25 protein-coding genes are annotated in these 26,812 nt (G+C 69.4%); 18 read left to right on the forward strand and 7 right to left on the reverse strand.

Features of this window, described 5'->3' with window-relative positions; translation table 11 throughout:
• Positions 1–145: 145 nt before the first annotated feature.
• The gene (locus ACWCO2_RS05065) at positions 146–1,066 is read left to right on the forward strand and encodes an alpha/beta hydrolase family esterase (protein WP_450126405.1); all 921 of its coding nucleotides are present in this window, start codon (positions 146–148) and stop codon (positions 1,064–1,066) included.
• 216 nt (positions 1,067–1,282) lie between these two features.
• Here ACWCO2_RS05065 and ACWCO2_RS05070 read toward each other — a convergent pair whose 3' ends face one another.
• From ACWCO2_RS05070 to gabT, 3 genes are all read right to left on the reverse strand, one after another.
• Entirely contained in the window at positions 1,283–1,654 is a 372-nt protein-coding gene (locus tag ACWCO2_RS05070; RefSeq protein ID WP_450126455.1) for a type II toxin-antitoxin system VapC family toxin, read from the reverse strand.
• A 5-nt stretch (positions 1,655–1,659) separates the two neighbouring features.
• On the reverse strand, positions 1,660–1,956 hold the full coding sequence (locus ACWCO2_RS05075; protein WP_450126406.1) for an AbrB/MazE/SpoVT family DNA-binding domain-containing protein: 297 nt from the start codon (positions 1,954–1,956) through the stop codon (positions 1,660–1,662).
• A 192-nt stretch (positions 1,957–2,148) separates the two neighbouring features.
• Complete coding sequence (gene gabT / locus ACWCO2_RS05080; RefSeq protein ID WP_450126407.1) at positions 2,149–3,471, reverse strand: 4-aminobutyrate--2-oxoglutarate transaminase; 1,323 nt, start codon at positions 3,469–3,471, stop codon at positions 2,149–2,151.
• A gap of 118 nt (positions 3,472–3,589) precedes the next feature.
• On the opposite strand from gabT, the gene ACWCO2_RS05085 reads away from it, so the two are divergent.
• The 6 genes from ACWCO2_RS05085 to ACWCO2_RS05110 all read left to right on the forward strand — a co-directional run bounded on the left by ACWCO2_RS05085 (position 3,590) and on the right by ACWCO2_RS05110 (position 11,043).
• The gene (locus ACWCO2_RS05085; RefSeq protein WP_450126408.1) at positions 3,590–5,050 is read left to right on the forward strand and encodes a PucR family transcriptional regulator; all 1,461 of its coding nucleotides are present in this window, start codon (positions 3,590–3,592) and stop codon (positions 5,048–5,050) included.
• 13 nt (positions 5,051–5,063) lie between these two features.
• Positions 5,064–6,476, forward strand: a complete 1,413-nt coding sequence (locus ACWCO2_RS05090) for a PucR family transcriptional regulator ligand-binding domain-containing protein (protein ID WP_450126409.1) — start codon at positions 5,064–5,066, stop codon at positions 6,474–6,476.
• 275 nt (positions 6,477–6,751) lie between these two features.
• Positions 6,752–6,949, forward strand: a complete 198-nt coding sequence (locus ACWCO2_RS05095) for an FAD-dependent oxidoreductase (RefSeq protein WP_450126410.1) — start codon at positions 6,752–6,754, stop codon at positions 6,947–6,949.
• Between the two features lie 26 nt (positions 6,950–6,975).
• Positions 6,976–7,917: an agmatinase gene (gene speB / locus ACWCO2_RS05100; RefSeq protein ID WP_450126411.1), complete on the forward strand. Its 942-nt coding sequence runs from the start codon at positions 6,976–6,978 to the stop codon at positions 7,915–7,917.
• Positions 7,917–9,341, forward strand: a complete 1,425-nt coding sequence (locus ACWCO2_RS05105; protein WP_450126412.1) for an aminobutyraldehyde dehydrogenase — start codon at positions 7,917–7,919, stop codon at positions 9,339–9,341. Before speB ends, ACWCO2_RS05105 begins: the two co-directional genes overlap by 1 nt.
• A 268-nt stretch (positions 9,342–9,609) precedes the next feature.
• Positions 9,610–11,043 (forward strand): aldehyde dehydrogenase family protein, encoded by a 1,434-nt coding sequence (locus ACWCO2_RS05110; protein ID WP_450126413.1) that lies wholly within the window; start codon positions 9,610–9,612, stop codon positions 11,041–11,043.
• Positions 11,044–11,418: 375 nt separating this feature from the next.
• Here ACWCO2_RS05110 and ACWCO2_RS05115 read toward each other — a convergent pair whose 3' ends face one another.
• Both ACWCO2_RS05115 and ACWCO2_RS05120 read right to left on the reverse strand, forming a co-directional pair.
• Complete coding sequence (locus ACWCO2_RS05115) at positions 11,419–11,703, reverse strand: DUF2631 domain-containing protein (protein WP_450126414.1); 285 nt, start codon at positions 11,701–11,703, stop codon at positions 11,419–11,421.
• A 186-nt stretch (positions 11,704–11,889) separates the two neighbouring features.
• Complete coding sequence (locus tag ACWCO2_RS05120) at positions 11,890–12,162, reverse strand: GlsB/YeaQ/YmgE family stress response membrane protein (protein WP_450126415.1); 273 nt, start codon at positions 12,160–12,162, stop codon at positions 11,890–11,892.
• Between the two features lie 98 nt (positions 12,163–12,260).
• Here ACWCO2_RS05120 and dxr point away from each other — a divergent pair, with 98 nt between their 5' ends.
• From dxr to ACWCO2_RS05170, 10 genes are all read left to right on the forward strand, one after another.
• Complete coding sequence (dxr, locus tag ACWCO2_RS05125) at positions 12,261–13,499, forward strand: 1-deoxy-D-xylulose-5-phosphate reductoisomerase (RefSeq protein ID WP_450126416.1); 1,239 nt, start codon at positions 12,261–12,263, stop codon at positions 13,497–13,499.
• Between the two features lie 3 nt (positions 13,500–13,502).
• Positions 13,503–14,786, forward strand: a complete 1,284-nt coding sequence (locus ACWCO2_RS05130; protein ID WP_450126417.1) for a M50 family metallopeptidase — start codon at positions 13,503–13,505, stop codon at positions 14,784–14,786.
• Between the two features lie 366 nt (positions 14,787–15,152).
• Complete coding sequence (ispG, locus tag ACWCO2_RS05135) at positions 15,153–16,301, forward strand: flavodoxin-dependent (E)-4-hydroxy-3-methylbut-2-enyl-diphosphate synthase (protein ID WP_450126418.1); 1,149 nt, start codon at positions 15,153–15,155, stop codon at positions 16,299–16,301.
• Between the two features lie 191 nt (positions 16,302–16,492).
• Positions 16,493–17,329, forward strand: a complete 837-nt coding sequence (locus ACWCO2_RS05140) for a GNAT family N-acetyltransferase (RefSeq protein WP_450126456.1) — start codon at positions 16,493–16,495, stop codon at positions 17,327–17,329.
• Positions 17,330–17,562: 233 nt separating this feature from the next.
• Positions 17,563–19,350 (forward strand): penicillin-binding transpeptidase domain-containing protein, encoded by a 1,788-nt coding sequence (locus tag ACWCO2_RS05145; RefSeq protein ID WP_450126419.1) that lies wholly within the window; start codon positions 17,563–17,565, stop codon positions 19,348–19,350.
• 56 nt (positions 19,351–19,406) lie between these two features.
• Positions 19,407–19,679, forward strand: coding sequence for a type II toxin-antitoxin system Phd/YefM family antitoxin (locus tag ACWCO2_RS05150; protein WP_450126420.1), 273 nt, complete (start codon positions 19,407–19,409; stop codon positions 19,677–19,679).
• Positions 19,676–20,071, forward strand: coding sequence for a type II toxin-antitoxin system VapC family toxin (locus tag ACWCO2_RS05155; RefSeq protein ID WP_450126421.1), 396 nt, complete (start codon positions 19,676–19,678; stop codon positions 20,069–20,071). Before ACWCO2_RS05150 ends, ACWCO2_RS05155 begins: the two co-directional genes overlap by 4 nt.
• A gap of 88 nt (positions 20,072–20,159) precedes the next feature.
• Entirely contained in the window at positions 20,160–21,017 is an 858-nt protein-coding gene (gene map / locus ACWCO2_RS05160; RefSeq protein WP_450126422.1) for a type I methionyl aminopeptidase, read from the forward strand.
• A gap of 158 nt (positions 21,018–21,175) precedes the next feature.
• Positions 21,176–22,696 (forward strand): cobyric acid synthase, encoded by a 1,521-nt coding sequence (locus tag ACWCO2_RS05165; protein ID WP_450126423.1) that lies wholly within the window; start codon positions 21,176–21,178, stop codon positions 22,694–22,696.
• 51 nt (positions 22,697–22,747) lie between these two features.
• Positions 22,748–22,990: a type II toxin-antitoxin system Phd/YefM family antitoxin gene (locus ACWCO2_RS05170; protein ID WP_450126424.1), complete on the forward strand. Its 243-nt coding sequence runs from the start codon at positions 22,748–22,750 to the stop codon at positions 22,988–22,990.
• Here the strand turns inward: ACWCO2_RS05170 and ACWCO2_RS05175 are convergent.
• Complete coding sequence (locus ACWCO2_RS05175) at positions 22,966–23,661, reverse strand: FadR/GntR family transcriptional regulator (protein ID WP_450126425.1); 696 nt, start codon at positions 23,659–23,661, stop codon at positions 22,966–22,968. The genes ACWCO2_RS05170 and ACWCO2_RS05175 overlap by 25 nt on opposite strands.
• A gap of 88 nt (positions 23,662–23,749) precedes the next feature.
• Here ACWCO2_RS05175 and ACWCO2_RS05180 point away from each other — a divergent pair, with 88 nt between their 5' ends.
• The gene (locus ACWCO2_RS05180) at positions 23,750–25,012 is read left to right on the forward strand and encodes a CynX/NimT family MFS transporter (RefSeq protein WP_450126426.1); all 1,263 of its coding nucleotides are present in this window, start codon (positions 23,750–23,752) and stop codon (positions 25,010–25,012) included.
• A 309-nt stretch (positions 25,013–25,321) separates the two neighbouring features.
• Here ACWCO2_RS05180 and gdhA read toward each other — a convergent pair whose 3' ends face one another.
• The gene (gdhA, locus tag ACWCO2_RS05185; RefSeq protein WP_450126427.1) at positions 25,322–26,662 is read right to left on the reverse strand and encodes an NADP-specific glutamate dehydrogenase; all 1,341 of its coding nucleotides are present in this window, start codon (positions 26,660–26,662) and stop codon (positions 25,322–25,324) included.
• Positions 26,663–26,812 lie beyond the last annotated feature (150 nt).

Raw genomic sequence — 26,812 nt, forward strand, 5'->3', positions numbered from 1 at the left:
GCCGGGGATGGTGCGAACTCAATGAACGAAAGGCTGTCTCCGGCCGATCGGTGCTCCATGATCCTGCTGCCGTTGGCGGTAGGAACGGGAGGCGACGATGCCTTGGAGTGCCCGGAGATCAGCTGGGGTTGTCCGGATCAGGCGGATGGGGGTCGTGCTGGCCGCTGTCGGGATCCCGGTGCTCGGCGGGCTTCCTGCGCAGGCCCTGCCGTCGAAGGTGATCGACCACCCGGTGCGATCCGAAGGATGCGGTAGCCCGTCGCCCGTGCTGCCGGGTACGTCACAGACGCGCACCATCGCCTCCGGCGGGATCGCCCGCAGCTACCTGGTGCACGTCCCGCAGGACTACCGGCCGGCGAACCCGACCCGGTTGGTGCTGTCCTTCCACGGGCACAAGCGCACCTCGGAGTACCAGGAGGAGCTCTCCGAGTTCTCCCGAACCGATGCCATCGCGGTGTACCCGCAGGGCCTCATCGGCACCGACGGTGAATCCGCCTGGCAGGGCGCGCCGTACTCGGCGCCCGTCAACGACGTGCTGTTCACCAGCGACCTGCTGAACGAGCTGCAGCGGGACTTCTGCGTCGATCCCAAGCGCATCTACGCGGCAGGCAAGTCCAACGGCGGTGGTTTCACCGGTGTGCTCGCCTGCCGGATGAGCGGCCGGATCGCCGCGTTCGCCCCGGTTTCTGGCGCGTTCTACCCGCAGGGCGGCGAGTGCGAGCCGGAGCGGGCGGCGCCGATCCTGGACTTCCACGGCACCGGGGACAGCACGATTCCGTACGACGGCGACCGGAGCAAGGGCCTACCGCCGATCCCGGACTGGCTCGCGTCTTGGGCAGATCGCAACGACTGCGCCGCAGAACCCGTGGTCCGCGACCGGGGCAACGGCGTGCAGGTCAGCACCTGGCGGGGCTGCGACCGGGGCAGCGCGGTCGTGCACTACCGGATCGAAGGTCTGGGCCACTACTGGCCGAGCACCCACCCGAACCCGGACTCCGACGGACCGACCGTCCTGGACGCGACGCCGATCATCATGGACTTCTTCACCCGGCACCAGCTGCGCTGACCCGGATCGACGTCCGAAGTGGACGGAGGTCCGAACCAGGTCGGTGCGCGTCGCTACCCCCGGCGGCGCGCACCGACCGACGCCCGCGGCCTGCAGCCAGCTCGCAGCCGAGGAGTAATTCCGCTTCCGACTGCACAACGCCCGTGAGCGGTTTGGGTCGCCACAGCAACCCAAAGCACTCACGGGCGGCAGTCGAACGCTGCGACGTGGATCAGCTCAGCGCAGCAGCTCCACGGATACCTGCACGTCGACGTCCTGCCACGCCTTGTCGGCGGTGACCACCGGGGCGTCGAGCCGGATGGCCAATGCCAGGCAGGCACGATCGCCCAGTGATAATCCGGCGGACCGCGTGCGCATCCACAGCTCGCCGGCACGCACTGCGTCATCAGCTGTGAACGGCTCGACTGTCATCCCGAAAGTGCGGAGGCGGTCGCACGTGCGCGCCGCGTCCGCACCATGCTGGGCGAGCTTCTGGGCGAGCTCTGACCAGTTCACGGTCGACATCGTGGCGTTGTTGATGACAGCGTCCACCCTGTCCGCGCCGGTTTCCTTTCGGAGCCAAGCCAGGATTGCCGACGTGTCCAGCACGGTGGTCAAGAGCGGCCTCCGGTGAACTCGTCGGCCTCTGCGGCGGCTGCTGCACGACGGTCGTCGATCAGCTCGTCCACTACGGATCCGCTGCCGAGCCAAGTCGCTGCGACGTCTCGCCGGATGCGGTCTGCGAGCTGTGTGCGAGTTTCGATGACAACGCGCCCGTCTTCGACGTAGATCGCGAGCGGTGTGCCCGGCTCGATCCCTGCCGCGCGCCTGATCGAAGCAGGAATTGTCACCCGGCCTTGTCCGTTGGCCGTGATCTCGGCGCGTGCCCCGCGTTCGTCAGCCAGTGCCATGCCGCCAGCATGAATGACGAAAGGCGAAGCAGCAAGGCCGGAAGTCCTCAGATGTGACACGAAAGCAGAATATCGTCACGAACGGAAAATCTGTGTCACACGCAGGCGTGGTTGTCTGCGACGGGGTTGGAAAGCATTCAGGTGAGGCCGCGGGCGCGAGTTGTTCGGCAGGAGTGCCCGCGGCCTGGTTCGTCAGCTGGTGTGTTCGTTGATCGCTTCTTCGAGGATCGTCAGGCCTTCTTCGAGGAGGGCGTGGTCGATGACCAGGGGTGGGAGCAGGCGGATCACGTTGCCGTAGGTGCCGCAGGTGAGGATCACGACGCCCTGGGCGTGGCAGGCCTTGGCGATGCGGGACGTCAGCTCCGGGTCCGGTTCGGTGGTGCCCGGCTTGACGAACTCGATGCCGATCATCGCGCCGCGGCCGCGCACGTCGAGGATCGCCTCGTTGTCCTTGGCGAGCATGCGCAGGCGGGTGAACGCCAGGTCGCCGATGGCGCGCGCTGCGGCGGACAGGTCCTGCTCGCGCATAGCGCGGATCGCACCGAGGGCGCCCGCGCAGGCGATCGGGTTGCCGCCGTAGGTGCCGCCCAGGCTGCTCGGCGGCATCGCGTCCATCACGTCCGCGCGACCGGTCACCGCCGCCAGCGGCAGGCCGCCCGCGATGCCCTTGGCCGTGGTGATCAGGTCCGGCACCACGTTCTCGTGGTCGCAGGCGAACCACGCGCCGGTGCGGCAGAAACCGGTCTGGATCTCGTCGGCGATGAACAGCACGCCGCTGTCGGTGCACCACTGCGCGATCGCGGGCAGGAAACCCGGTGCGGGCTCGATGAATCCGCCCTCGCCCTGGATCGGCTCGATCAGCACCGCGGCCACCTGGTCGGCGCCGAGCTGCTTCTCGATCCGCTCGATCGCCTCCTGCGCGATCTGCTCGCCGGAGCGGTCGTCGCGCGCCGGGTAGGACGCCGGAACCCGGTAGATCTCCGGGGCGAACGGGCCGAAGCCGTGCTTGTACGGCACGGACTTCGCGGTCAGCGCCATGGTCAGGTTGGTGCGGCCGTGGTAGGCGTGGTCGAACGCCACGATCGCCTGACGACCGGTGGCCCGGCGGGCGATCTTGACCGCGTTCTCCACGGCTTCGGCGCCGGAGTTGAACAGCGCGCTGCGCTTGTCGTGGTCGCCCGGGGTCAGCGCGGCGAGCTCCTCGCAGACCTGCAGGTAGTTCTCGTAGGGCGTCACCATGAAGCAGGTGTGCGTGAACTCGGCGACCTGACGCCGCACCGGCTCCACGACCTCCGGTGCGGCGTTGCCCACGTTGGTGACTGCGATGCCCGAGCCGAGGTCGATCAGCGAGTTGCCGTCGACGTCCTGCAGGACGCCGCCGGAGGCCTCGGTGATGTAGACCGGCAGCACGCTGGACACGCCGCTGGCCACCGCCGCATCGCGGCGCCGCTGCAGCTCGCGGGAGTTCGGTCCGGGGATCTCGGTGCGCAGGACGCGCGCCTGGGTGGTGGTCACGGGGCCTCCTGGTGGTCTCGTACTGGGACCAGACTCGGATGGGAGGCATCGATCCGAACAGGTGACGATCTGGTTAACTCGGGTTCTGGGATTGGACACAATGTCGGGAGGTGGCTGGGTGCCGTTCACGTTGCGCGACCTGGTCGCGGACACCGAACTGGGCCTCAGCGTCCGTGCCGGGCAGCGGGCGCTGGACCGGCCGATCGCCTGGGTGCACACCAGCGAGCTCACCGATCCGGCACCGTTCTTGGAGGGCGGCGAACTGCTGCTCACCACCGGTTTGACACTGCGCGAGGAGGAATGCGCCGGGCTGGTCGGGCGGCTGACTTCGGTGGGCGCTGCGGGGCTGGGCTTCGGTGTCGGGCTGAGCCATCGGACGATCCCGGCGGAGCTGGTGGCCGCGGCTGAGCGCGCCGGCTTGCCGTTGCTCGAAGTGCCGCGCCCGACTCCGTTCATCGCGATCAGCAAAGCGGTTTCGCACGCCGTCGCGGCCGAGGAGTACGCGATACTTCGGCGCACGAGCCGCGCGCAGCACGACCTCGCGCAGGCAGCGGGCACCACCAACGGCATCAACGCGTTGGTGCGCAAGCTCGCGCGGCTGCTCGACGCTTGGGTGCTGCTGTTGGACTCGGGCGGTCGGCTGCTACACAGCGCGCCGGTCGGAGCTGGGGCCCGGCTGGGCGAGCTGGTGTCCGAAGTGGACAAGATGCGCGCGAAACGAGGTCTGGCAGCGGCCGGTTTCGCGCTCGGTGACCAGGAAGTGAGCATGCAGGCGCTGGGCGGCCGGGCGCGCGGGTTCCTGGTCGTGGGCCGGGACGGGCCGTTCGCCACCACTGACCACCACGTGATCAACTCCGCGGCCTCGCTGCTGACGCTCGCCTTGGAGCAGGTCGAGGCGTTGGGGGCGGCGCGACGACGGCTCCGGTCGGGCTTCCTGGCATTGATGCTGCGCGGCGAACCGGTGCAGGACGTGCTCGGCGATCTGCACGCCGAACTCCCGCCGGAGCCCTTCCGGGTGGTCGTGCTGCGGGGCGCTCGGGACCAGGACGACCTGCTGGCCGGGCTGGTCGCGGACCAGCCGAGCGCGCCCGTCTACCTGGCCGAACACGGCGACGAGGTGGTGGGACTGGTCGCCGAGGACGCGCTGGACTGGCTCACCGATCAGCCCGGACTCGCCGTCGGCGTGTCGGAACCGAGCACCGCGGCCGGGCTCGTCGAAGGCCTGCGGCAGGCCGAGCAGGCGGCGCAAGCGGCGAGGCGCGGAGACGCCGTGGTGCGTTTCGCGGACTTGGCCGGGCGCGGTGTGCTCGACCTGGTCTCCGATGGCGATGCGCAGGCCTTCGCCGAGGCCGTGCTGGCGCCGCTGCGGGACCAGGACGTGCTCCTGAAGTCGCTGCAGGCCTGGTTGGCGCACCACGGGCAGTGGGATCCGGCGGCGAACCGGTTGGGCGTGCATCGGCACACCTTGCGCAACCGGATGCACAAGGTCGAGGAGACGCTGGGGCGCCGCCTCGACCAGCCCGGTGTGCGCGCGGAGCTGTGGCTGGCTCTGCAAGTGCTTGACCGGCCCGAGGCGTGACGGAGGCGGCGCAGTGCTCGTCGAAGATCTGCTGAACCTGCCGGAACTCGATCTGCGGGTGCGGGTGCGCGGCCGGGTGGATCGGCCGATCCGCTGGGTGCACACCATCGAGATCCAGGCGCCGGGTCGCTTCCTGCGCGGCGGCGAAGTGGTGCTCACCGCAGGCGTGTGGCGCACCGCCGGGATCACCGCGGAGGCCTTCGTGGCCGACCTCGTCGCGGCCGACGTCGCGGCCGTTGGGTTCGGGCTGGTGCCGCCGGAGACGCAGGTGCCCGAGGAGTTCGTGGACGCCGCGCGCGACCGCGGTCTGACCTGCTTCGTGGTGCCCGCCGAGGTCGCGTTCCTGCAGATCGTGGAGGCCTTCGTCAACACCAAGCGGGCGGAGTGGGAGCGCCCGCTGCGCCGGCACCTCGCGCAGCACGACGCGATCGTGGCCGCGCTGCGGGTCGACCGCGGCGTCGGAACCGTGGTCAAGACGCTGGCCAAGCAGCTCGGCGAGCCCGTAGCGGTGCGGGTCGCGGGCGGTCTGGTGGCGGGCGAGGTGCCGACGCCGAACCACCCGTTGCCGCTGGTGGGCGAGGGCCTGGCGGAGGCGGAGCTGCTGCTGCCGAGGCCGACCGACGAGCTCGACGTCGAGCAGCAGGCGGCCGTGGTGCAGGCGATGCCGTTCATCGCGCTGGAGATCGAGCGCACCCGAGCGGTCCGCGCGACGGAACTGCGCTATGCGTGGGAACTCTTCGAATGGGTCCACAGTGGAGCGGTGGGGATCGACACCATCCGCACCCGGCTGCACTCGCTCGGCCTGCCGCCGGACGGTCCGCTCGCCGCGGTCGTCGTGCGCACCGAAGTCCCGGACGCCGTGGCGCTGCGGCTCGGGGATCTGCTGGGCACCGACGGTGTGGCGGCGCAGCGCGGCGGCGAGGTCGTCGCGTTCGCGCGGGTGCCGGACAGCGCGGTGGAGTTGGCGCGGCGGATCCACGATTCGCTGGACAGCGGCGTGGTGCACGTCGGCGTTGGCAAACCCGGCACCGCCTCGGAACTGCGGGTGAGCCTGCTGCAGGCGGCGCACGCCGCTGAAGCGGTGTCCTCGCGCAGCGAGCGCGGCTGGATGACGCACGAGCAGCTCAGCAGTCCGGCGTTGCTGCTGTCGGCGCAGGATCCGGAACTGCTGGCAGCGACCTCCCGGACACTGCTCGGGCCGGTGCTCGACCACGACGAGAGGCGCAGCAGTGACCTCATCCCGTCCCTGGCGGTGTTCCTCGACGCGGGCGGACGCTGGCAGGAAGCGGCGCAACGCCTCCACGTGCACATCAACACCCTGCGACACCGCATGAACAGGGTGGAGGAGCTGACCGGCCGAAGCCTCTCCAGCACAGCGGACCGAGTGGACCTCTTCCTCGCCCTCCGGGCCCTCCGCCAGTCCTGACCAGCTCCAGGCCTGACCGGTGTGTCGTGCGCCCGGCGTGTCGGGGCGCAAATTCAAGGGAAATCGGACGTCTGATTGAAATTGCGGGGTTCGCCCGGCTGGGGGCGCGGGAGCGGATGGGGTTCGGATGATCGTCTTGGGGGGTTGTGTGATCGTCCAACGGCGGTGGGGGACTTCAGAGGATCGGTGACTACCTCTGGTCGGTGACCGGGGCCACGCTGGGTGCCGGTGCCGCGCGGTCACCGGATCCAGCTCCCCGCCAAGGAGGTCGACGAATGCCCTCAGAACCGAGATCGGCCGCGCCCGTCAGCATCGAAACGCACGGCGTGGACACCATTCCCGACGCCGACCGCACCGGACGACCTCCGGGACATCGCCGGCACACCGCGCGTCGCTGGCGGGCCTTCATCGACGGCGCGATCGAATCCGGCAAGCGCACGGCCGCGGAAGTCCTTGCAGCAGAGCAGGCGTGAGCTCACGAGGTAGTGGAGGAATGAGGATGAACGACCCGATCGGTCCGGTCGACGCCACGCGCGTGCCGCGTTACGGCGGGGACACCACGTTCGCGCGGTTGCCCCGGCTCGTCGACGTGCCCGACGCCGACGTGCTGCTCTGGGGCGTGCCGTTCGACACCGGCGTCAGCTACCGGCCCGGCGCCCGGTTCGGTCCCAACCACGTGCGGCAGAGCTCCCGGCTGCTGCGGCCGTACAACCCGGCGATGGACGCCGAACCGTTCGCCGTGCGGCAGGTCGCCGATGCCGGCGATGTCGGGGTGAACCCGTTCGACATCAACGAGGCCATCAGCACCATCGAGTCCAGCGCGCGCGAGCTGTCCGGCACCCGCCGCACGCTGCTGACCATCGGTGGCGACCACACCATCGCGCTGCCGCTGCTGCGCGTGCAGCACGAGCGGCACGGGCCGATCGCGGTGCTGCACTTCGACGCCCACCTGGACACCTGGGACACCTACTTCGGCGCGCCTTACACGCACGGGACTCCGTTCCGCCGCGCCGCGGAGGAGGGCCTGATCGACTTCGAGCACTCCATGCACGTCGGGCTGCGAGGCCCGCTGTACTCGAAGCTCGACCTCGACGAGAGCGAGCGGATGGGCTTCGCCGCGGTGCACAGCCGCGAGTTCGCCCGGACCCCGCTGGACACCATCATCGAGCGCATCCGCGCCCGCCTCGGCTCGCGGCCGGTGTACCTGTCCATCGACATCGACGTGCTGGACCCGGCGTTCGCGCCGGCCACCGGAACCCCAGAGGCCGGTGGATTGTCCAGTCGCGAGCTGCTGGAAGTGGTGCGAGGGTTGGCCGACCTCAACGTGGTCGGCGCCGATCTGGTGGAGGTCGCCCCCGCCTACGATCATGCCGAGATCACCGGCATCGCCGCTGCTCACGTGCTGTACGACATGCTGTGCATCCTGCCCGGAGGACGTTGATGCGCCAGATCCGCAACATCATCGACGGTCGAGCGGTGGACGCCCGCAGCGGGCGCACCACCGAGCTGATCGACCCCTGCACCGGGAAGGTCTTCGGCGCCGCGCCGCTTTCGTCCACTGAGGACGTCGAAGCGGCTTATGCCGCGGCCCAGCGGGCTTTCGCGGAGTGGCGCCGCACCACGCCCGCCACCCGGCAGCGGCTGCTGCTGCAGCTGGCCGACGAGCTCGAACGGCGCGCTGACGAGTTCGTCGCGGCGGAGGTGGAGAACACCGGCAAGCCGGTGGCGGCCACCCGCAGCGAGGAGGTCAAGGCCTCCATCGACCAGATCCGGTTCTTCGCCGGTGCGGCGCGGGTGCTGGAAGGCACTGCCGCAGCGGAGTACGCGCCTGAGCACACCTCCTACGTGCGCCGGGAACCGGTCGGCGTGATCGGCCAGGTCGCGCCCTGGAACTACCCGCTGATGATGGCGGTGTGGAAGATCGCCCCGGCGATCGCCGCGGGCAACACCGTGGTGCTCAAGCCCGCCGACACCACGCCGGTGTCCGCGGTGCTGCTCGGCGAGGTGACAGCCGGGATCTTCCCGCCCGGCGTGCTCAACGTGGTCTGCGGTGACCGGGAAACCGGTCAGGCCGTGGTCGCAGACTCCGCGGCTGCGATGGTGTCGATCACCGGGTCGACCCGGGCGGGTCGGCAGGTTGCTGCGGCGGCGGCAGAGGACGTCAAGCGCGTGCACCTGGAGCTGGGTGGTAAGGCGCCTGCGCTGGTGTTCGCGGACGCGGACCTGGCGGCGGCAGCGGCGGGCATCGCTTCTGCGGGCACGTTCAACGCCGGCCAGGATTGCACGGCTGCGACCCGAGTGCTGGTGGAGCAGTCCGTCGCTGAGGAGTTCACCCGCCTGCTGGTGGAGGAGGTCCGCGCTCTGCGTTGCGGTCCACCGTCCGATGTGGATGCCGACCTCGGGCCGCTGAACAACGCCGCGCAGCTGGAGCGGGTCCAGGGCATCATCGACCGCCTGCCCGAGCACGCCCAGGTGCTCACCGGTGGCGAGCGGATCGGCGACGAGGGCTGCTTCTTCGCGCCCACGGTGCTCGCCGGGGTCCGGCAGGACGACGAACCCGTGCAGGAGGAGATCTTCGGCCCGGTGCTCACGGTCCAGACGTTCGCCGACGAGGCGGACGCCCTGAACCTGGCCAACGGCGTGAACTACGCCCTGGCCTCCAGCGTCTGGACCCGGGACCACGGCCGAGCCCAGCGCTTCGTGACGGACCTGGACTTCGGCTGCGTCTGGGTGAACACCCACATGATCCTGGTCGCGGAAATGCCCCACGGCGGCTTCAAGCACTCCGGCTACGGCAAGGACCTCTCCTGCTACGGCTTCGAGGACTACACCCGGATCAAGCACGTGATGCACAGCCACACGTGATCTCCGGGGGTGCGGGCTTGCTCCGCTCGCGCCTGCGGTCCGGCGTCGGGGTGGTCAATTTCGCGCGAAATTGGCGCCGCCTCGGGTGACGGAACGAGTGGAGGGCACCTTTCGCTTGTTGGCGGGAGGTGCCCTTCGTGCTTCCGCTGCGGGGTACCCGGGACGGTTTGGACAGTGAGGGTGAGGTGGGTGTACGGATTGGCAGTGCTGGGGGGCCGGGTGGGGTCGTAGCTTCTGGGGAGGTTTCGGAAACGACTGGAGGTAGCCGATGTCATCGGTCATCGGGAACTGGGTCGCGGGGGAGCGGGTCACCAGCGACGCGACGTTCGAGGTGCGGCACCCCTACGACGGCACCGTGGTCGCCACCACGTGCTACGCCAGCGACGCCGACGTGGAGCGCGCCGTCGCCGCCGCGGACGCGGTGCGCCGCGAGTTCGCCACCACGCCCGCGCACGTGCGCGCTGCCGCGCTGGACCACGTGACCCGGCGGCTCGAGGAGCGGACCGAGGAGATCGCGCAGCTGATCACCGCCGAGAACGGCAAGCCGATCAGCTGGGCCCGCGGCGAGGTGGCCCGCGCCGTCTCCACCTTCCGGTGGGGCGCGGAGGAGGCCCGCCGGTTCTCCGGCGACCTGCAGCGGCTGGACACCGATCCGGGCGGCACCGGCCGGATGGCGCTGGTCCGCCGCGTCCCGCGCGGGCCCGTGCTCGGCATCGCGCCGTTCAACTTCCCGCTGAACCTGGTGGCGCACAAGGTTGCCCCGGCGCTGGCGGTCGGCACGCCGATCGTGCTCAAGCCCGCGCCGAAGACGCCGCTGTCCGCGCTGGTGCTGGGCGAGATCCTGGCCGAGACCGAGCTGCCCGACGGTTCCTGGTCGGTGCTGACCACCAGCAACGACAAGGCCGCCGAGCTGGTCGCCGACCCGCGGCTGCCGGTGGTCTCCTTCACCGGCTCCGGCCCGGTCGGCTGGGGCATCCTCGACTCCGCGCCGCGCAAGCACGTGACCCTCGAGCTCGGCGGCAACGCCGCGGTGGTCGTCGACCCGAGCTGGCCGGACCTGGACTTCGCCGCGGACCGGATCGCGACCTTCGCGATGTACCAGGCCGGGCAGTCCTGCATCTCCGTGCAGCGCGTCTACGTCCACCGCGACGTCTACGACGACCTCGCCGCCCGCGTGGTGAAGGCGGTCGAGGCGCAGGCCACCGGCGACCCGAAGGACCCGGCGACCAAGGTCGGACCGATGATCAACGAGGAGGCCGCGAAGCGGCTCGAGACCTGGGTCGGCGAAGCCGTCGACGCGGGAGCCGAGGTGCTCACCGGCGGAACCCGCGAGGGCGCCACCTTCGCGCCGACCGTGCTGAGCGGAGTCCCCGAGGACGCGAAGGTCTCCTGCGAGGAGGTCTTCGGCCCGCTGCTGGTGCTCGCGCCGGTGGACTCGGTGGACGAGGCGTTCGAGAAGGTCAACGCCTCCCGCTACGGCCTCCAGGCCGGCGTGTTCACCCGCGACATGCAGCTGGCGTTCCGCGCTGCGGCGGAACTGGAGGTCGGCGGCGTGATCATCGGCGACGTGCCGAGCTTCCGCGCCGACCAAATGCCCTACGGCGGGGTCAAGGAGTCCGGTGTAGGCCGCGAAGGCGTGCACGCCGCCATGGTCGACCTGACCCAGGAGCACGTCACCGTTCTCACCGGGATCATCGTCTGAAAGACAGTGTTCCAGGCTCGTTCTGCGAAGCGGTGCGGGTAGCGGAACCTCAGAGGCCGCCTGGCTGCGGGACCCCGTTCTTGATGTATGTCCAAGTTCACGGCGAACGGGCTGTCCTCGCCAGGCGACCTCTGAGAACCCGCGGCGGTGTCGGTTGCGGGGGTGGGCTAAGCGGCTGGCGCCGCTTCAAAGACCAAAACCAAGGTCAAGACCGGCGTTGGGGCCTCGAAGTTTGGTGTCGTGAGTGCGGGTGGGCGCGGTTGCGCACTCACGACACCACCAAGCACGGACCGCGGGGGCGAGAAGGTTCACCGCCCCGAAGCGAAGAACGCCGCCTCCGGAATTCCGGAAGCGGCGTTCTTCGTGCTCTTGGCGTCAGCTGCGCCAGGCGGTCTTCCTGCGACGCAGATCCATCAGCAGGCCGATGACCAGGACCACCGCGGTGATGACCAGGAAGTAGTCCTCGGTCATGAACTCGTCGCCGCCGCTGAGGATGCCCTGGTGGTTGCCGATCAGCATGATCAGGCACGCGAAGACGGAGAACCAACCGGCGAACTGCGTCGCCTTCGGGAACCCGCCGTGCCAGCCCCACTCGGCCGACGGCTCTTCGGCCGGGTCGACGGCCTGGCTGGGCTTCTTCTCCAGCTCGGTGCTCGCCACGTTCCCCTCCTGGTGCCACGCCCGGCCGCCCGGACCGGAAGATGGTGCTCGAAGTGCGAACCGCCGATTGGCGATCCACACGCCCCATCTTCGCACACGCCATCGATGCGTCAGCGCCCGCCCGTCCCGGTGCGAGCAGCGAAAAGGGTGTTGCGGAAGCGCCTTCCGCAACACCCTCCGATGTGATCAGCCTCGCGATACGGCCTTGCGGCCGATGATCACCCGGTAAACGCCCAGCACGATCAGCGATCCCACGATGGCCAGGATCCAGGTGCTCAGCGACCAGAACCGGTCGATGCCCACGCCGAAGATCCAGTTGCCGAGCAGCCCGCCGACGAATGCGCCGACCACCCCGAGCAGCATGGTGACAAGGATCCCGCCGCCGTCCTTGCCGGGCATGATCGCCTTGGCCAGCGCGCCCACGATGAGACCGAGAACGATCCATCCGATGACTCCCATGGCCGACCTCCTCCGGTGCGACGACCGATGCTCTGATCGTGACCCCCGATCGTGATTTGTGCACCGCGAGCGACTTCCCCCTCGCTCCTTCAGGGACAATGTCAGTGATGCACGCCGACACCCCGAAACAGAACGCTCCCGGCCCCCGCACCGTTCTGGTGCTCGGCTCGACCGGGTCCATTGGCAAACAGGCACTGGACGTGATCCGGCAGAACCCGGACCGGTTCCGGGTCGTGGGCCTGGCCGCGGGCGGCAGCGATCCGCTCGGCCTGGCCGTGCAAGCGATGGAGTTCCAGGTCCCGAACGTCGCGGTGGCCAGGGAGAGCGAAGTCGAAGACGTCCACCTCGCCATCCGAGCCGAAGCTGAGTCGTGGGGCCGGATCGACCAGCTGCCCGACCTGTGGGCCGGGCCGGACGCGGTGACCGACCTCATCGAGTCCGTCCCCGCCGACGTGATCATCAACGGCATCGACGGTTCCCGTGGCCTCAAGCCCACCCTGGCTGCGCTGGACACCGGCTCCCAGCTGGCGCTGGCGAACAAGGAATCGCTGATCGCGGGCGGTTCGCTGGTGCTGGACAAGGCCAAGCCCGGGCAGATCGTGCCGGTCGACTCCGAGCACTCGGCGCTGGCTCAGTGCCTGCTCGGCGCCCAGCCCGACTCGGTCGAGAAGCTGGTGCTGACCGCCTCCGGCGGGCCCTTCCGCGGCCGCAAGCGCGAAGAGCTGGTCGACGTCACGGTGCAGCAGGCGCTGGCGCACCCGACCTGGTCGATGGGCAACGTGGTCACCATCAACTCGGCGACCCTGGTGAACAAGGGCCTGGAGCTGATCGAGGCGCACCTGCTGTTCGGCATCGGCTACGACCGCATCGACGTGACCGTCCACCCGCAGTCCATCGTGCACTCGATGGTCACCTTCGTGGACGGTTCGACGATCGCCCAGGCCAGCCCGCCGAACATGCGGATCCCGATCGCGATGAGCCTGGAGTGGCCGCGGCGGGTGCCCGGAGCCGCCCCGGCGCTGGACTTCTCGAAGGCGCAGGAGTGGACCTTCGAGCCGGTCGACAACGAGGCGTTCCCGGCGATCGAGCTGGCCCGCGCGGCCGGTTCCGGCGGCGGTTGCCTGCCCGCGATCTACAACGCGGCCAACGAAGAAGCGCTGTCGGCTTTCGTACAACGCCGACTCGGGTTCACCGGAATCGTGCAGACTGTGGGTGATGTGCTCGCCGGGGCCGACCAATGGCGGTCCGAGCCGGCGAGCTTGGACGAGGTCTTCGCGGCCGAGGATTGGGCGCGCGCCAGGGCCAACGAGCTGGTGGCCGCAGGGAAGGCGGAGTAGCAGATGCTGGTCATCGTTGGCATCGTGATCTTCTTCTTCGGGCTGCTGTTCTCCATCGCGTGGCACGAGCTGGGCCACCTGGCGGCGGCGAAGCTGTTCGGGGTCAAGGTCACCCAGTACATGGTCGGCTTCGGCCGCACCATCTGGTCGCGCAAGAAAGGCGACACCGAGTACGGCGTCAAGCTGATCCCGTTCGGCGGTTACATCCGGATGATCGGCATGTTCCCGCCGAAGAAGGACGAGGCGTACGGGCGCACCGTCTCCTCCACCCCGATTCGGGCGATGATCGAGGACGCCCGGCAGATGTCGGCGGAGGAGGTCACCCCCGAGGACGCGCACCGGCAGTTCTACCAGCGCAGCCCGTGGAAGCGGATCATCGTGATGATGGCCGGGCCGGTGATGAACCTCATCCTGGCGGCTGGCATCTTCGCCGGGATCCTGATGGGCTACGGCCTGCCGACCACGACCACTACGGTCGCCTCTGTCAGCGAGTGCGTGCTGCCCGCCGACGCGCCGAACAAGGACGTCTGCCCGGCCGGTGCGAAGCCCTCCCCGGCCGCGGCCGCCGGGTTCCAGCCCGGTGACAAGATCCTGGAGTTCAACGGCAAGCCCTACACGACCTGGGAAGACCTGCAGCTGGCCATCCGCAAGTCCACCGGGCCGGTCCCGGTGGTCGTCGAGCGCGAGGGACACCGGGTCACGCTGACCCCGGACCTGATGCAGAACCAGATGCCGAAGCTGACCTCGCCCAGCGAGTACGAGACGGTCGGCTTCCTCGGGCTCACCCCGACGCAGGTGCGGGTCAAGCAGGACATCGGCGGTGTGGTCAACACCATCGGCGGGTTCGTCAGCCTGACCGCGCAGAAGGTCATCGAACTGCCGCAGCGGGTGCCGGACCTGGTGTCGGCGATCTTCGGCGGGGAACGCGAAGCGGACTCGCCGGTCGGCATCGTCGGTGCCAGCCGGTTGGGCGGCGAGGTGCTGTCCTCGGACGAGATCGGCGTGGACGCCCGGATCATGCTGATGTTCAACCTGCTGGCCGGGGTGAACCTCTCGCTGTTCGTGTTCAACATGCTGCCGCTGCTGCCGCTGGACGGCGGGCACATCGCGGGTGCGCTGTGGGAGTCGATCCGGCGCGGCTTCGCCAAGCTGGTGCGGCGCCCGGACCCGGGCCCGTTCGACACGGCGCGGCTGATGCCGCTGGCCTACGCGATCAGCCTGGTGTTCATCGCGTACTCGCTGCTGGTCCTGGTCGCCGACGTGGTGAACCCGGTCAAGCTCTTCTAGCGCTCCAGCCGTTCAAGTCCCGTGAGCGTTTGGGTTGTCGTGGCGACCCAGAACGCTCACGGGACTTTTTTTGGTGTTGGTGGGTGTCCTGGGGCGATTGGGCCGGGGTGGGCGAGCGCGTGCGGCGGGGCAGAAGGTCGGTCAGCCGGGGTGATCGAGTTTCGTCCGACGACTCCCGGACTTGCGCTAACAGGTGACGAGCGATGGGCGTCGCTGGGTTGAACGCGGCCTTGCCCGACCGAAACGATCACCCAACGTGATCTGTCCTACCCGCACGACGTCCAGCCGGATGAAAGCTCGCCGGTATCGTGGTGCGCAGGCGGTGGCAGCCGCCGGAAGAACACCAGAAGAGGTGGAGAGGTTTCGATGACCGTCGATCTGGGCATGCCCGCGGCCCCTGCTCCGGTGCTAGCGGAGCGGCGCAAGACCCGGCAGTTGCAGGTCGGGGCGGTCGGAGTGGGCAGCGAGTCCCCCATCTCCGTGCAGAGCATGACTACGACCGTCACCGCGGACATCAACAGCACGCTTCAGCAGATCGCGGAGCTCACCGCCTCCGGCTGCGACATCGTGCGGGTGGCCTGCCCGAGCGCGGACGACGCCGAGGCGCTCCCGGCGATCGCGCAGAAGTCCAAGATCCCCGTCATCGCCGACATCCACTTCCAGCCGAAGTACGTCTTCGCGGCGATCGAGGCCGGCTGCGCCGCGGTGCGGGTGAACCCGGGCAACATCAAGAAGTTCGACGACAAGGTCAAGGAGATCGCGCAGGCCGCCAAGGACCACGGCACGCCGATCCGGATCGGCGTCAACGCCGGTTCGCTGGACCCGCGGCTGATGCAGAAGCACGGCAAGGCCACCCCGGAGGCGCTGGCCGAGTCGGCGCTGTGGGAGGCGAGCCTGTTCGCCGAGCACGACTTCCACGACCTGAAGATCTCGGTGAAGCACAACGACCCGGTCGTGATGGTGCGCGCCTACGAGATCCTCGCCGAGCAGTGCGACTACCCGCTGCACCTCGGCGTGACCGAGGCCGGCCCGGCGTTCCAGGGCACGATCAAGTCCGCGGTCGCCTTCGGCGCACTGCTGCGGCAGGGCATCGGCGACACCATCCGGGTCTCGCTGTCCGCGCCGCCGGTGGAGGAGATCAAGGTCGGCACGCAGATCCTGCAGTCGCTGAACCTGCGCCCGCGCAAGCTGGAGATCGTCTCCTGCCCGTCCTGCGGTCGCGCCCAGGTCGACGTCTACAAGCTCGCCGACGAGGTGACCGCCGGCCTGGAGGGCATGGAGGTCCCGCTGCGCGTCGCGGTGATGGGCTGCGTCGTCAACGGGCCGGGCGAGGCCCGCGAGGCGGACCTGGGTGTCGCTTCGGGCAACGGCAAGGGCCAGATCTTCGTCAAGGGCGAGGTCATCAAGACCGTGCCCGAGCACAAGATCGTCGAGACGCTGATCGAAGAGGCCATGCGCATCGCCGAGGACATGGAGCCCGTCGACGGTGACGCTCCGACCGTGTCGGTCGGTTGATTTCGCGAGATCGGCCGTCCCCGGTTCGGGGGCGGCGGTCAGCTGCGTCATGAGTGCCGTGCGTCTGGACGATCAGGTGTCGAGCAGTTCCGCCCACCGGGCTAATCCGAATGGGTGAGCGCGAGATTTACGGGTGTGGTGCCTCGCAGCCAGGGGAGTTGCGCAGCCCGCGTTTCTGGCAGTCTTGGCGGGTGCTCAAGCTCGCCGGTGCACGGCTGTTGGAGGAACGGGACTCGGTGCTGGTCCGCTCCGTGCTGGACTCCGCGCCGGTCGCGGCCTGCATGGTCGCCGCACGCGTCGAGGAGGCGGGCGTCCACCCGCTGCGCCTTGGCGGCGAGCTCTGGGGCTACGGCAGCAAGCTGACCGGCATGTGCTTCTCGGGCGCGAACCTGATCCCGCTGCGCGGCGGACCGGACGCGATGCGTGCCTTCGCCGACCGGGCGCTGCGCCGCCGCCGGATGTGCTCGTCGCTGGTCGGTCCGTCCGAGCAGGTGCTGACGTTGTGGGACGAGGTCGCCGCGCAGTGGGGACCGGCGCGGGATGTCCGCGCCGACCAGCCGCTGATGGTGCTGGCAGAGGCGCCGCACGTCACTCCGGACCCGCTGGTGCGCCAGGTTCGGCCGAACGAGCTGGAGCGCTACCTGCCCGCAGCGATCGCGATGTTCACCGAAGAGGTGGGCGTGGACCCGTGCAGCGACGGCGGGTCGGCGAGCTACCGGGCGCGGGTGGCGGACCTGATCAACAGCGGCAGGGCGTTCGCCCGCTTCGAAGACGGCGAAGTCGTGTTCAAGGCCGAGATCGGCGCGCTGTCGCGGACCGTCGGCCAGATCCAGGGCGTCTGGGTCCATCCGGACCGGCGCAGCACCGGGTTGGGCACTGCGGGTACTGCTGCGGTCGCCGACCGTTTGGTGCGCGGACTCGGTCGGACGGCGAGCCTGTACGTCAACGACTACAACGTCGCCGCGCGGCTGGCCTACGAGAAGGTCGGCTTCCGCCGCATCGGTTCTTTCAGCACAATCCTGCTCTGACCTGGGATTTGTTCACTGTCGAGCGGTGGACACGATGGGGTGAAGATCGTGGGATGTTTCACCGCTCCAACCGTTCAAAGGACATCCTGAGCGCCTGGTCAGACATGATCGACATCTGGGTGCAAGACGCCTTTGACCGGCGTCGTTGGTGCTGGATTCGCACTTGATCTCCACCGTTCAGCCCGCTGGAAAAGAGGGTGGACCTTTCAGGGGGTTTCGGCATACTCGCGGGCATGGTTTCCTCGCGGATCTTCGCCGGGCTCGCCGCTCTGCTGCTGGTGCCGCTGGCGTCCTGCAGCACCGGGCCGTCCGAGAAGGACGTCGCCACGTCCTTCGTCAACGCCGTGGCGGCCGGCGACGCTGCAGGCGCGGCGAACCAGACCGACAACCCCGGGCAGGCGAAGCCAGCGCTGGAAGCGCTGCACCACAACATGTCCCCGGAGGCCGCGCACGCGACGGTCCAGGGCGTCACCGACGATCCACGGGGTGTGCCGACCGCGAAGTTCGACATGTCCTGGGACTTCGGCGCGGGCAGGGTCTGGGACTACCCCGGCGAGCTCGCGCTGGTCGAGGGGGAGCAGGGCTGGAAGGTCCACTGGGCGCCGAGCGCGCTGCACCCGAAGCTCGGCCCGGGCCAGAACCTGGCGTTCCGCGAGCAGCGTCCCGACCCGGCGCCGGTGCGCGACCGCGACGGCACCGAGGTGATGCGGCCGGAGCAGCTGGTCACGGTCAGCCTGACCGCGAAGGACGCCGGGGACGTGCCGAAGGTGGCCGCCTCGCTGGCGAACGCGCTGAGCACCATCGAACCGGAGATCACCCAGCAATCCATCATGGACGGCGTCGGCAAGACGCCCGAGGGCCAGCCCTACGCGGTGGTCACCCTACGGCAGGGCGACTACGAGAAGGTCAAGCCGCAGATCTACGAGCTGCCCGGGGTGAGCTTCCCGGCCAAGGTGCGGCTGGTGGCCAGCGAGCGCGGCTACGGCTCGCAGGTGCTGGCGGGCGTGGCTCGCAAGGCCGATGAGCAGGTCGAGGCCAACGCCGGTTGGCGGGTCGTCGCGGTCGACCAGGCGGGCAACGAGGCCGCTGAGCTGCACAGCGTCGCCGAGAAGCCGGTCGAGCCGATGACCGTGACCCTCGGCGACCGCACGCAGCGGGCCGCTGAGCAGGCGGTGGACCAGATCCCGCAGGCGTCGATGCTGGTGGCCATGCAGCCCTCCAGCGGTGAGGTGCTCGCGGTCGCGCAGAACGCCGCCGCCGACGCGGAAGGACCGGTGGCGCTGTCCGGGCAGTACCCGCCCGGCTCGACGTTCAAGATGGTCACCGCGACCGCAGGGCTGGAAGCGGGCAAGGTCAACCGCGACACCCCGGTGGACTGTCCCGGCAAGAAGGTCTTCGATGGCCGGGAGCTGCCCAACGACAAGGAGTTCGACCTCGGCCGGGTGCCGCTGCACATGGCCTTCGCCAAGTCCTGCAACACCACGTTCGCCCAGCTCGCGGTCGACCTGCCCGCCCAGGCGCTGACCGACACCGCGCACCAGTACGGCCTCGGCGTCGACTTCGACATGCCGGGCGCTACGACCATCACCGGCAAGGTGCCGCCGGCCGACAGCGTGGTGCAGCGCGCGGAGAACGGCATCGGCCAGGGCACGGTGCTGGCCAGCCCGTTCGGCATGGCGCTGGTGACCGCGTCGGTGGCCAACGGCCGGATGCCGGTGCCCACGCTGATCCGGGGCATGCCGACCAAGGCCAGTGACACCCCGCAGCCGCCGTCGCCGCAGGCCCTCGACCAGCTCCGGAGCATGATGCGCGAGGTCGTCACCGAGGGCACCGCGATTGGGCTGGCCAACTCCGGCGAGGTGCGGGGCAAGACCGGGACCGCGCAGTTCGGCGACGGCACCCACTCGCACGGCTGGTTCGTCGGCTACCGCGGCGACCTGGCGTTCGCGGTGCTGGTCACCGACGCGGGCGCGTCCGGCCCGGCGGTCGACGCGGCCAAGCGGTTCCTCGCGGCGAGCTGATCGCTTCACGTGTTCGGGTGATCACCTGTGGTGATCGACGTGCTACCTTGTAGCGCATGGAGCGGATCGGCGTGCGCGAACTGCGGCAGAACGCCAGTCGGTACCTGAGACGAGTCGCCGCCGGCGAGTCGATCCTGGTCACCGACCGAGGCCGCATCGTCGCGGTGCTGGCTCCGCCCACTCGTGACCAAGCCCTGTACGACGAGCTCGTCGCGGCCGGGGAGCTGGTGCCCGGCGACGGCGGCGAGCTGCCCGACCCGTTGCCCGCGGCACCTACCCCGAGCGTTTCCGACCGGCTGCTGCGCAGACGTGAACAGGAGCGGTTTTGATCTACTTCGATTCCTCCGCGCTGATCAAGCTGATCGCCCCCGAGCCGGAGAGCAAAGCGCTGAGCCAGTGGATCCGCGAGCGCTGGGAGCACCCCAGGGTCACCAGCGCGCTGTCCAAGGTCGACGTGCTGCGGACCTTCCGCGAGATCGGCCCGCACGCCGTGGACCTGGCCTCGATCATCATCTCGAAGATCGACCACCTGCCGGTCAAGCAGGACGTGCTGGACGCGGCCAGCGAACTGCAGGCCGGGGTCGGTCCGGTCGACGCGATCCACCTGGCCTCGGCCTGCAAGATCAAGGACGGCCTGGTGGCCTATCTCTCCTACGACCCGGCCCTGCTGGCCGCGGCCGAGGAAGCGGGACTGGCCACGGCATCACCAGGCGCGAACTGACCGAACCGCCCCAGTCGCACCGCCGGAGCAGGTGATCCGGCGGTCACCGCCCGGAGTTCGGCGACGGCAGCGCGGTTAGAGTGGGGGCATGCCGGTTCGAGCTCCGTTGCAGCCAGGCGTGCAAACGCCGCGCCGCCCAGTCCCCGCGCACATCGAGCGTCCCGAGTACGTCGACAAGCCGGCCCCCAAGCGCGGCACCGACCCCGACGTGCAGCCGCCCGAGGTCATCGAAGCGATGCGGGTCGCGGGCAAGCTCGCCGCGCAGGCGCTGGTCGAAGCCGGCAAGGCGGTGCAGCCCGGCGCGACCACCGACCACGTCGACGCGGTCGTGCACGAGTTCTTCTGCGACCACGGCGTGTACCCGTCGACGCTCGGCTACCGGGGCTTCCCCAAGTCCTCCTGCACCTCGCTCAACGAGGTGATCTGCCACGGCATCCCGGACTCCACGGTCATCGAGGACGGCGACATCGTCAACGTCGACGTGACCGGCTTCGTCGGCGGCGTGCACGGCGACACCAACGGCACGTTCCTGGCCGGCGAGGTCTCGGAAGAGGTGCGGCTGCTGGTCGAGCGCACCCACGAAGCCCTGATGCGCGGCATCAAGGCCGCCAAGCCCGGTCGCCAGCTCAACGTGATCGGCCGCGTCATCGAGGCCTACGCCAAGCGCTTCGGCTACGGCGTGGTCCGCGACTTCACCGGCCACGGCATCGGCCGCTCCTTCCACAGTGGACTGGTCATCCTGCACTACGACGAGCCGTCGGTGCAGACCGTCCTCGAACCGGGCATGACCTTCACCATCGAGCCGATGATCACCCTCGGCACCCACGAGTACGACATGTGGGACGACGGCTGGACGGTCACCACCAAGGACAAGAGCTGGACAGCCCAGTTCGAGCACACGATCCTGATCACGGATGAGGGCAACGAGATCCTGACGCTTCCCTGACTTCGGGGAAAAGCGCTGTGCTCACCGTGCTTCGCGGTGCGGGTAGCGGAACCTCAGAGGCAGCCTGGCTCCGGGATCCCGTTCTCATGCATGTCCAATGCACAGCGAACGGGCTGTCCTCGCCAGGCGAGCTCTGTCTGGTGGGGTAGGAAGTTGTCGTGGGTGCTTTGTTGGTGGCTGGGACCACTTCTGATGCGGGGAAGAGCGTTGTCAGCGCTGGGATTTGCCGGTGGTTGGCTCGGAGCGGGGCTCGGGTTGCTCCTTTCAAGGCGCAGAACATGTCCAACAATTCCGTCGTCACCGCTGATGGAGGTGAGATCGGGCGGGCGCAGGCCGTGCAGGCCGCGGCGTGCGGGCTGGAGCCTTCCGTGCGGTTCAACCCCGTGCTGCTCAAGCCCGGTAGCGATCGCAGTTCGCAGGTCGTCGTACTCGGGCGGGTGTCCGGTGAGGTGACCGCGATGTCCTACCGGGCTCGCAAGGCCGCGCTGCTGGACACCGTCGTGTCCACATTGGAGGGACTGCGGGCCGAGTTCGATCACGTCATCTGCGAGGGCGCCGGCTCGCCCGCCGAGATCAACCTGCGGGCCAACGACATCGCGAACATGGGGCTGGCGCAGGCCGCCGGGCTGCCGACGCTGGTGGTCGGCGACATCGATCGCGGCGGCGTGTTCGCGCAGCTCTTCGGCACTCTCGCGCTGCTGGACGCGGCGGATCAGGCGCTGGTCGGCGGGTTCGTGATCAACAAGTTCCGGGGGGATCCGGCGTTGCTGGAGCCCGGGCTAGACCAGCTGCGGGTGTTGACCGGACGCCCGATGCACGGTGTGCTGCCGTGGGCCGAGGAACTGTGGCTGGACGCCGAGGATTCGCTGTCCTACGCCGCGGACGGGGTGGTCGGGCGGCCCGCTCCGCCGCGCGGCGATCAGTGGTTGCGGGTCGCGGTACCGCGATTGCCGCGGATCTCCAACGCCACGGACGTCGAAGCGCTGGCCGCCGAGCCGGGTGTTTCGGTCCGGTTCGTCACCGAGCCCTCCCGGCTGGCCGACGCGGACCTGGTGGTGCTGCCCGGCTCCAAGTCCACCGTCGCCGATCTGGGCTGGCTGCGCAGCAGCGGGCTGGCCGACGCGATCCTCGCGCACGCCCGCGCGGGGCTGCCGGTGGCCGGGATCTGCGGTGGCTTCCAGATGCTGACCCGGCGCATCCACGACGAGGTCGAATCGGGTTCCGGTGCGGTCGACGGTCTCGGGCTGCTGGACGTGGAGATCGAGTTCGAGGCCCGGAAAACGCTGGCGCGGCCGAGCGGAAATGCGTTCGGAGAGCCGGTTTCGGGCTACGAGATCCACCACGGCGCCCCCCGTCGTCGCGGCGATCTCGAACCGCTGGTCACCACGTCGGACGGGCAGCCCGAGGGCGGCATCGCCGAATCCGTGCTCGGCACGCACTGGCACGGGCTGTTCGAGAACGACGCCTTTCGGCGCGCGTTCCTGCGCTGGTCGGCGCGGCGCGCGGGGCGGGACGGCTTCGAACCGGCCGATGACACGGTGTTCGCCGACATCCGCGCCGGACAGCTCGACCTGCTCGGCGACCTGGTGGAAAAACACCTGGACACCGATGCCCTGCGCCGGCTGCTCGACGGGGGAGCGCCTGCCGGGCTGCCAACGGTGTGCCACGGCCTGGGCTGAAACCGCGGCGGAATCGGGCCTTTCCGATGTGATGCAGGTAACGTCATCGGCATGGCTGCCGAGTTCACCGTTGACGAAGCCCGCGACCGGTTGGTTGAGCTCCTAGACCGCGCCGAGTCCGGGGAGGAAATCGTGATCACCCGGTTCGGCGCGCCGTCGGTCCAGCTGGTGCCAGCGCAGGGTCGATCAGGTGGCGGCTTTGCCGCTGGCGTGATCGCAGCTTCCTGGGTTGTGCCCGCCGGTGGGGAGGCCTTCGACGTCGGGACCGACTACTGGCCGGACTCCTCGGTCTGAGGGCTCATCTGGGCGAGCAGCTCCTCCAGGAATCCGCCCGCTTCTTCCGCTGCTCGCCGCGGGTCGCCATCGTGCACCGCGGTGAGCAGTGCCGTGTGCGAGACGTGCTGTTCCGGCGGGATCTCCGGGTTGAAGGTGGTCGCCACGCTGGAGGTCACCGCCTCGTGGATCCCGTCGTAGAGCGAGACCAGCACCGGGTTGTGCGAGGCCGCGACCAGACGCCGGTGGAACTCGGCGTCGGTGGTGATGACCGCTGCGCTGTCCCGGTTCTGCACGGCGGCGTCCCGCTCGTTCAGGCAGTCCGACATCTCCCGCAGGTCGTCCTCGGTGCGCGCCCGGGCGGCCAATCGCGCGCCCTCGACCTCCAGTGCTCGCCGCACCTCCAGGACCTGTCGCAGCTCGGATCCGCACAGCTTGCGGACTGCGCCGGAGATCTCGTTGGTCGCCCGCACGAACGTGCCGTCGCCCTGCCGGACCTCGAGCAGCCCCGCGTGGGAGAGCGCGCGCACCGCTTCGCGGACGGTGTTGCGCCCGACGCCGAGGGCCGCCACCAGCTCGGTCTCCGGCGGGATCTTCTCGCCCAGCGGCCATTCCCCGGACGTCACGAGTTCGCGGATCTGGGCGATGACCTGATCGACCAGCCCGGTCCGCTTGGCAGTGACCAAAGGCACTGGCAGGTCCTTTCATCCAAACATCCTACGTTTGACATACTAGTCCGCGATGTCCACCGAGTCGCGAACCCAGCATGTCCCTGACCATGTGGCTGACCAGGATGCCACCCGACGCCCCGCCGATGTGCACCCGGACGCGCTCGCGCGCGAGAACGACGGTGCTGCGGAAACGGTCGAACCGAACCGGCACCTCGCGGTCGCCGGCGGTGGCCTGCTGCTCGCCGGTGTGGCGCTCGCGGCGGCGAACATGCGCCCCGCGGTCACGAGCCTGGCGTCGGTGCTCGGTGAGGTGCGGGACTCGCTCGGTGCGTCCAGCACCTGGGCGAGCGTCGTGACGTCCGTGCCCACGCTGTGCTTCGGCGTGGCGGGCATCGGTGCTCCGCTGCTGGCGCGGCGGATGGGCATCAACAAGGTCGTCGGCGTTTCGCTGGCCGTGCTGACCGCCGCGATGTTGCTGCGGACCGTCGGCGGTACGTGGACCGTGCTCGGCGGAACCGTGCTGGTGTGCGCGGCGATCGCGATGTGCAACGTGCTGATCCCGGTGGTGGTCAAGGAGTCGTTCCCGACTCGGGTCGGGATGGCGACCGCTCTCTACACGACGGCGATGGCCGCGGGCGGCTCGACCGGATCCGCGCTGACGCCGTACCTGAACTCGGCCACCGGCAGCTGGCGGCTCGCGCTGGCCACCTGGGCTGTGGTGGCGCTGGCCGCGCTGTGCGTCTGGGTTCCGGCCACTGCGCGCCGCTCGTCGGGGCGCCAGGTGACGGCTTCGTCCGGGCCGCGGCGCTCGCTGATGCGCAGCCCGCTGGCGTGGGTGATCACCGGGTACTTCGCGCTGCAGTCGCTGGTCGCCTACGTCGTGATGGGCTGGCTGCCCGAGGTGTTCAAGGGCGTCGGGATCGACAGCACCACCGCGGGCATGCTGCTCGGCCTGTTGCTGCTGGTCGGCGTGCCGATCAACATGATCCTGCCACCGCTGGTGACCAAGACGCGCAGCCAGTCCGGCTGGGCGATCGGGCTGGCGGCGCTGACCATCACCGGCCTGCTCGGGTTGCTGTTCGCGCCGCTGACCATGCCGGTGGTGTGGGCAGTGCTGATCGGCGTCGGCATGAGTGCGTTCCCGCTGGCTCTGGTGCTCATCTCGCTGCGCACGGCCACCGCCGCTGACACCGGCTCGCTGTCGGCGATGTCGCAGAGCATCGGCTACCTGATCGCGTCGTTCGGGCCGTTCCTGTTCGGCGTCCTGCACGACGTGACCGGCGCGTGGTCGGCCTCGCTGACGGTCCTCGTGGTGATCGTCGCGATCCAGTCGGTCTTCGGAGTCATCGCCGGCCGCCCCCGCCACGTCTGACCCCGACCGCGAAGGGCCCCGCCAACCGGTTGTTCCGGTCGGAGGGGCCCTTTACCAGTTCTAATGCTCTGAGCGTCTATCCAACGCTCTTAGCGTCGGCCTTTGATCTTTTGTTTTGATGCGCCGAAGGCGCATAGCCCACCCTCGCAACTTGCACCGCCGCGGGTTCTCAGACGTCGCCTGGCGAGGACGGCCCGACTGCCGTGTATTTGGCATACATAAAGTTGGGCACCCGCAGTCCAGGCGGCGTCTGAGGTTCCGCCACTTGCACCGCTACGCAAAATGAGTGCGTCAGACAGGAATTGCAGGTCAGATGAGGCCGAGGCGGAGCATGGCGTCGGCGACGTTGGTGAAGCCGTTGATGTTGGCTCCTGCCACGTAGTTGCCGGGCATGCCGTACTCCTCCGCCGTGGCGTAGCAGCGGGCGTGGACGTCCTTCATGATCTGCTCGAGGCGCTGCTCGGTGAATTCGAAGCTCCAGCTCGCGCGGGACGCGTTCTGCTGCATCTCCAGCGCCGAGGTCGCCACGCCGCCCGCGTTCGCCGCCTTGCCGGGGCCGAAGGCGACGCCCGCTTCCTGGAAGTTGCGCACGGCGTCCGGGGTGGTCGGCATGTTCGCGCCTTCGCCGACCGCGACGCAGCCGTTGGCGATCAGGGTCGCCGCATCGGTGGCGCCGAGCTCGTTCTGGGTGGCCGAGGGCATCGCGACCTGGCAGGGAACCTCCCAGACGCTGCGGTCGGCGACGAACTTCGCGCCCGGCCGGCGCTCCACGTAGGTGCTGATCCGGGTCCGCTCGACCTCCTTGAGCTGTTTGACCAGCTCGACGTCGATGCCGTTCTCGTCGTGCACGTAACCGGAGGAGTCCGAGCAGGCGACCACGGTGCCGCCGAGCTGGTGGACCTTCTCCATCGTGTAGATCGCGACGTTGCCCGAGCCGGAGACCACGACCTGCTTGCCCTCGAAGGACTCGCCGCGCGCCGCCAGCATCTCCTGCACGAAGAAGGCGCAGCCGTACCCGGTCGCCTCGGTGCGGACGCGGGCGCCGCCGAAGGACAGGTGCTTGCCGGTGAGCACGCCGGACTCGTAGCGGTTGGTGATCCGCTTGTACTGGCCGAACAGGTAGCCGACCTCGCGGCCGCCGACGCCGATGTCACCGGCCGGCACGTCGGTGTACTCGCCGATGTGCCGGTGCAGCTCGGTCATGAAGCTCTGGCAGAACCGCATGATCTCGCGGTTCGAGCGGCCCTTGGGGTCGAAGTCGGCGCCGCCCTTGCCGCCGCCGATGGGCAGGCCGGTGAGCGCGTTCTTGAAGATCTGCTCGAAGCCGAGGAACTTCACGATGCCCTGGTACACCGACGGGTGGAAGCGCAGGCCGCCCTTGTACGGGCCGAGCGCGCTGTTGAACTCGACCCGGAAGCCGCGGTTGATGTGCACCTCGCCGCGGTCGTCCTCCCACGGCACGCGGAAGGTGATCTGGCGCTCCGGTTCGCAGATGCGCTCGATGATCTTCTGCTCGGCGTACTCGGGGTGCTTGTCGATGACCGGTCCGATGCTCTCCAGCACCTCGCGGACGGCCTGGTGGAACTCGGTTTCACCGCGGTTGCGCTGGACCACGTTGTCGTAGACCGGCTCGAGACGTTCGTGAAGCACGGGGTGCTCTCCTTCGTTCGGCGCCACAGGATCGAGTTGCACCCCCAGGGCCAGAGGACAACTTTCGCTACAGCACACCCCCGCTTCTGGAACGGATCAAGATGATGCCGGACACATCACGCGGGTGGCGGTACCCGCGTGATGCGCTCG

Source organism: Saccharopolyspora sp. NPDC002376 (genome assembly GCF_053593195.1).

Excerpts from the sequence above, each read along its gene's own strand:
- ACWCO2_RS05110 (WP_450126413.1), top strand. The coding sequence starts at position 9,610 with ATGTCATCGGTCATCGGGAACTGGGTCGCGGGGGAGCGGGTCACCAGC.
- ispG (WP_450126418.1), top strand. The coding sequence starts at position 15,153 with ATGACCGTCGATCTGGGCATGCCCGCGGCCCCTGCTCCGGTGCTAGCG.
- speB (WP_450126411.1), top strand. The coding sequence starts at position 6,976 with ATGAACGACCCGATCGGTCCGGTCGACGCCACGCGCGTGCCGCGTTAC.
- ACWCO2_RS05120 (WP_450126415.1), bottom strand. The coding sequence starts at position 12,162 with ATGGGAGTCATCGGATGGATCGTTCTCGGTCTCATCGTGGGCGCGCTG.
- ACWCO2_RS05065 (WP_450126405.1), top strand. The coding sequence starts at position 146 with ATGGGGGTCGTGCTGGCCGCTGTCGGGATCCCGGTGCTCGGCGGGCTT.
- ACWCO2_RS05130 (WP_450126417.1), top strand. The coding sequence starts at position 13,503 with ATGCTGGTCATCGTTGGCATCGTGATCTTCTTCTTCGGGCTGCTGTTC.
- ACWCO2_RS05145 (WP_450126419.1), top strand. The coding sequence starts at position 17,563 with ATGGTTTCCTCGCGGATCTTCGCCGGGCTCGCCGCTCTGCTGCTGGTG.
- ACWCO2_RS05095 (WP_450126410.1), top strand. The coding sequence starts at position 6,752 with ATGCCCTCAGAACCGAGATCGGCCGCGCCCGTCAGCATCGAAACGCAC.
- ACWCO2_RS05170 (WP_450126424.1), top strand. The coding sequence starts at position 22,748 with ATGGCTGCCGAGTTCACCGTTGACGAAGCCCGCGACCGGTTGGTTGAG.
- map (WP_450126422.1), top strand. The coding sequence starts at position 20,160 with ATGCCGGTTCGAGCTCCGTTGCAGCCAGGCGTGCAAACGCCGCGCCGC.
- ACWCO2_RS05075 (WP_450126406.1), bottom strand. The coding sequence starts at position 1,956 with ATGGCACTGGCTGACGAACGCGGGGCACGCGCCGAGATCACGGCCAAC.
- ACWCO2_RS05150 (WP_450126420.1), top strand. The coding sequence starts at position 19,407 with ATGGAGCGGATCGGCGTGCGCGAACTGCGGCAGAACGCCAGTCGGTAC.
- dxr (WP_450126416.1), top strand. The coding sequence starts at position 12,261 with ATGTCAGTGATGCACGCCGACACCCCGAAACAGAACGCTCCCGGCCCC.
- ACWCO2_RS05105 (WP_450126412.1), top strand. The coding sequence starts at position 7,917 with ATGCGCCAGATCCGCAACATCATCGACGGTCGAGCGGTGGACGCCCGC.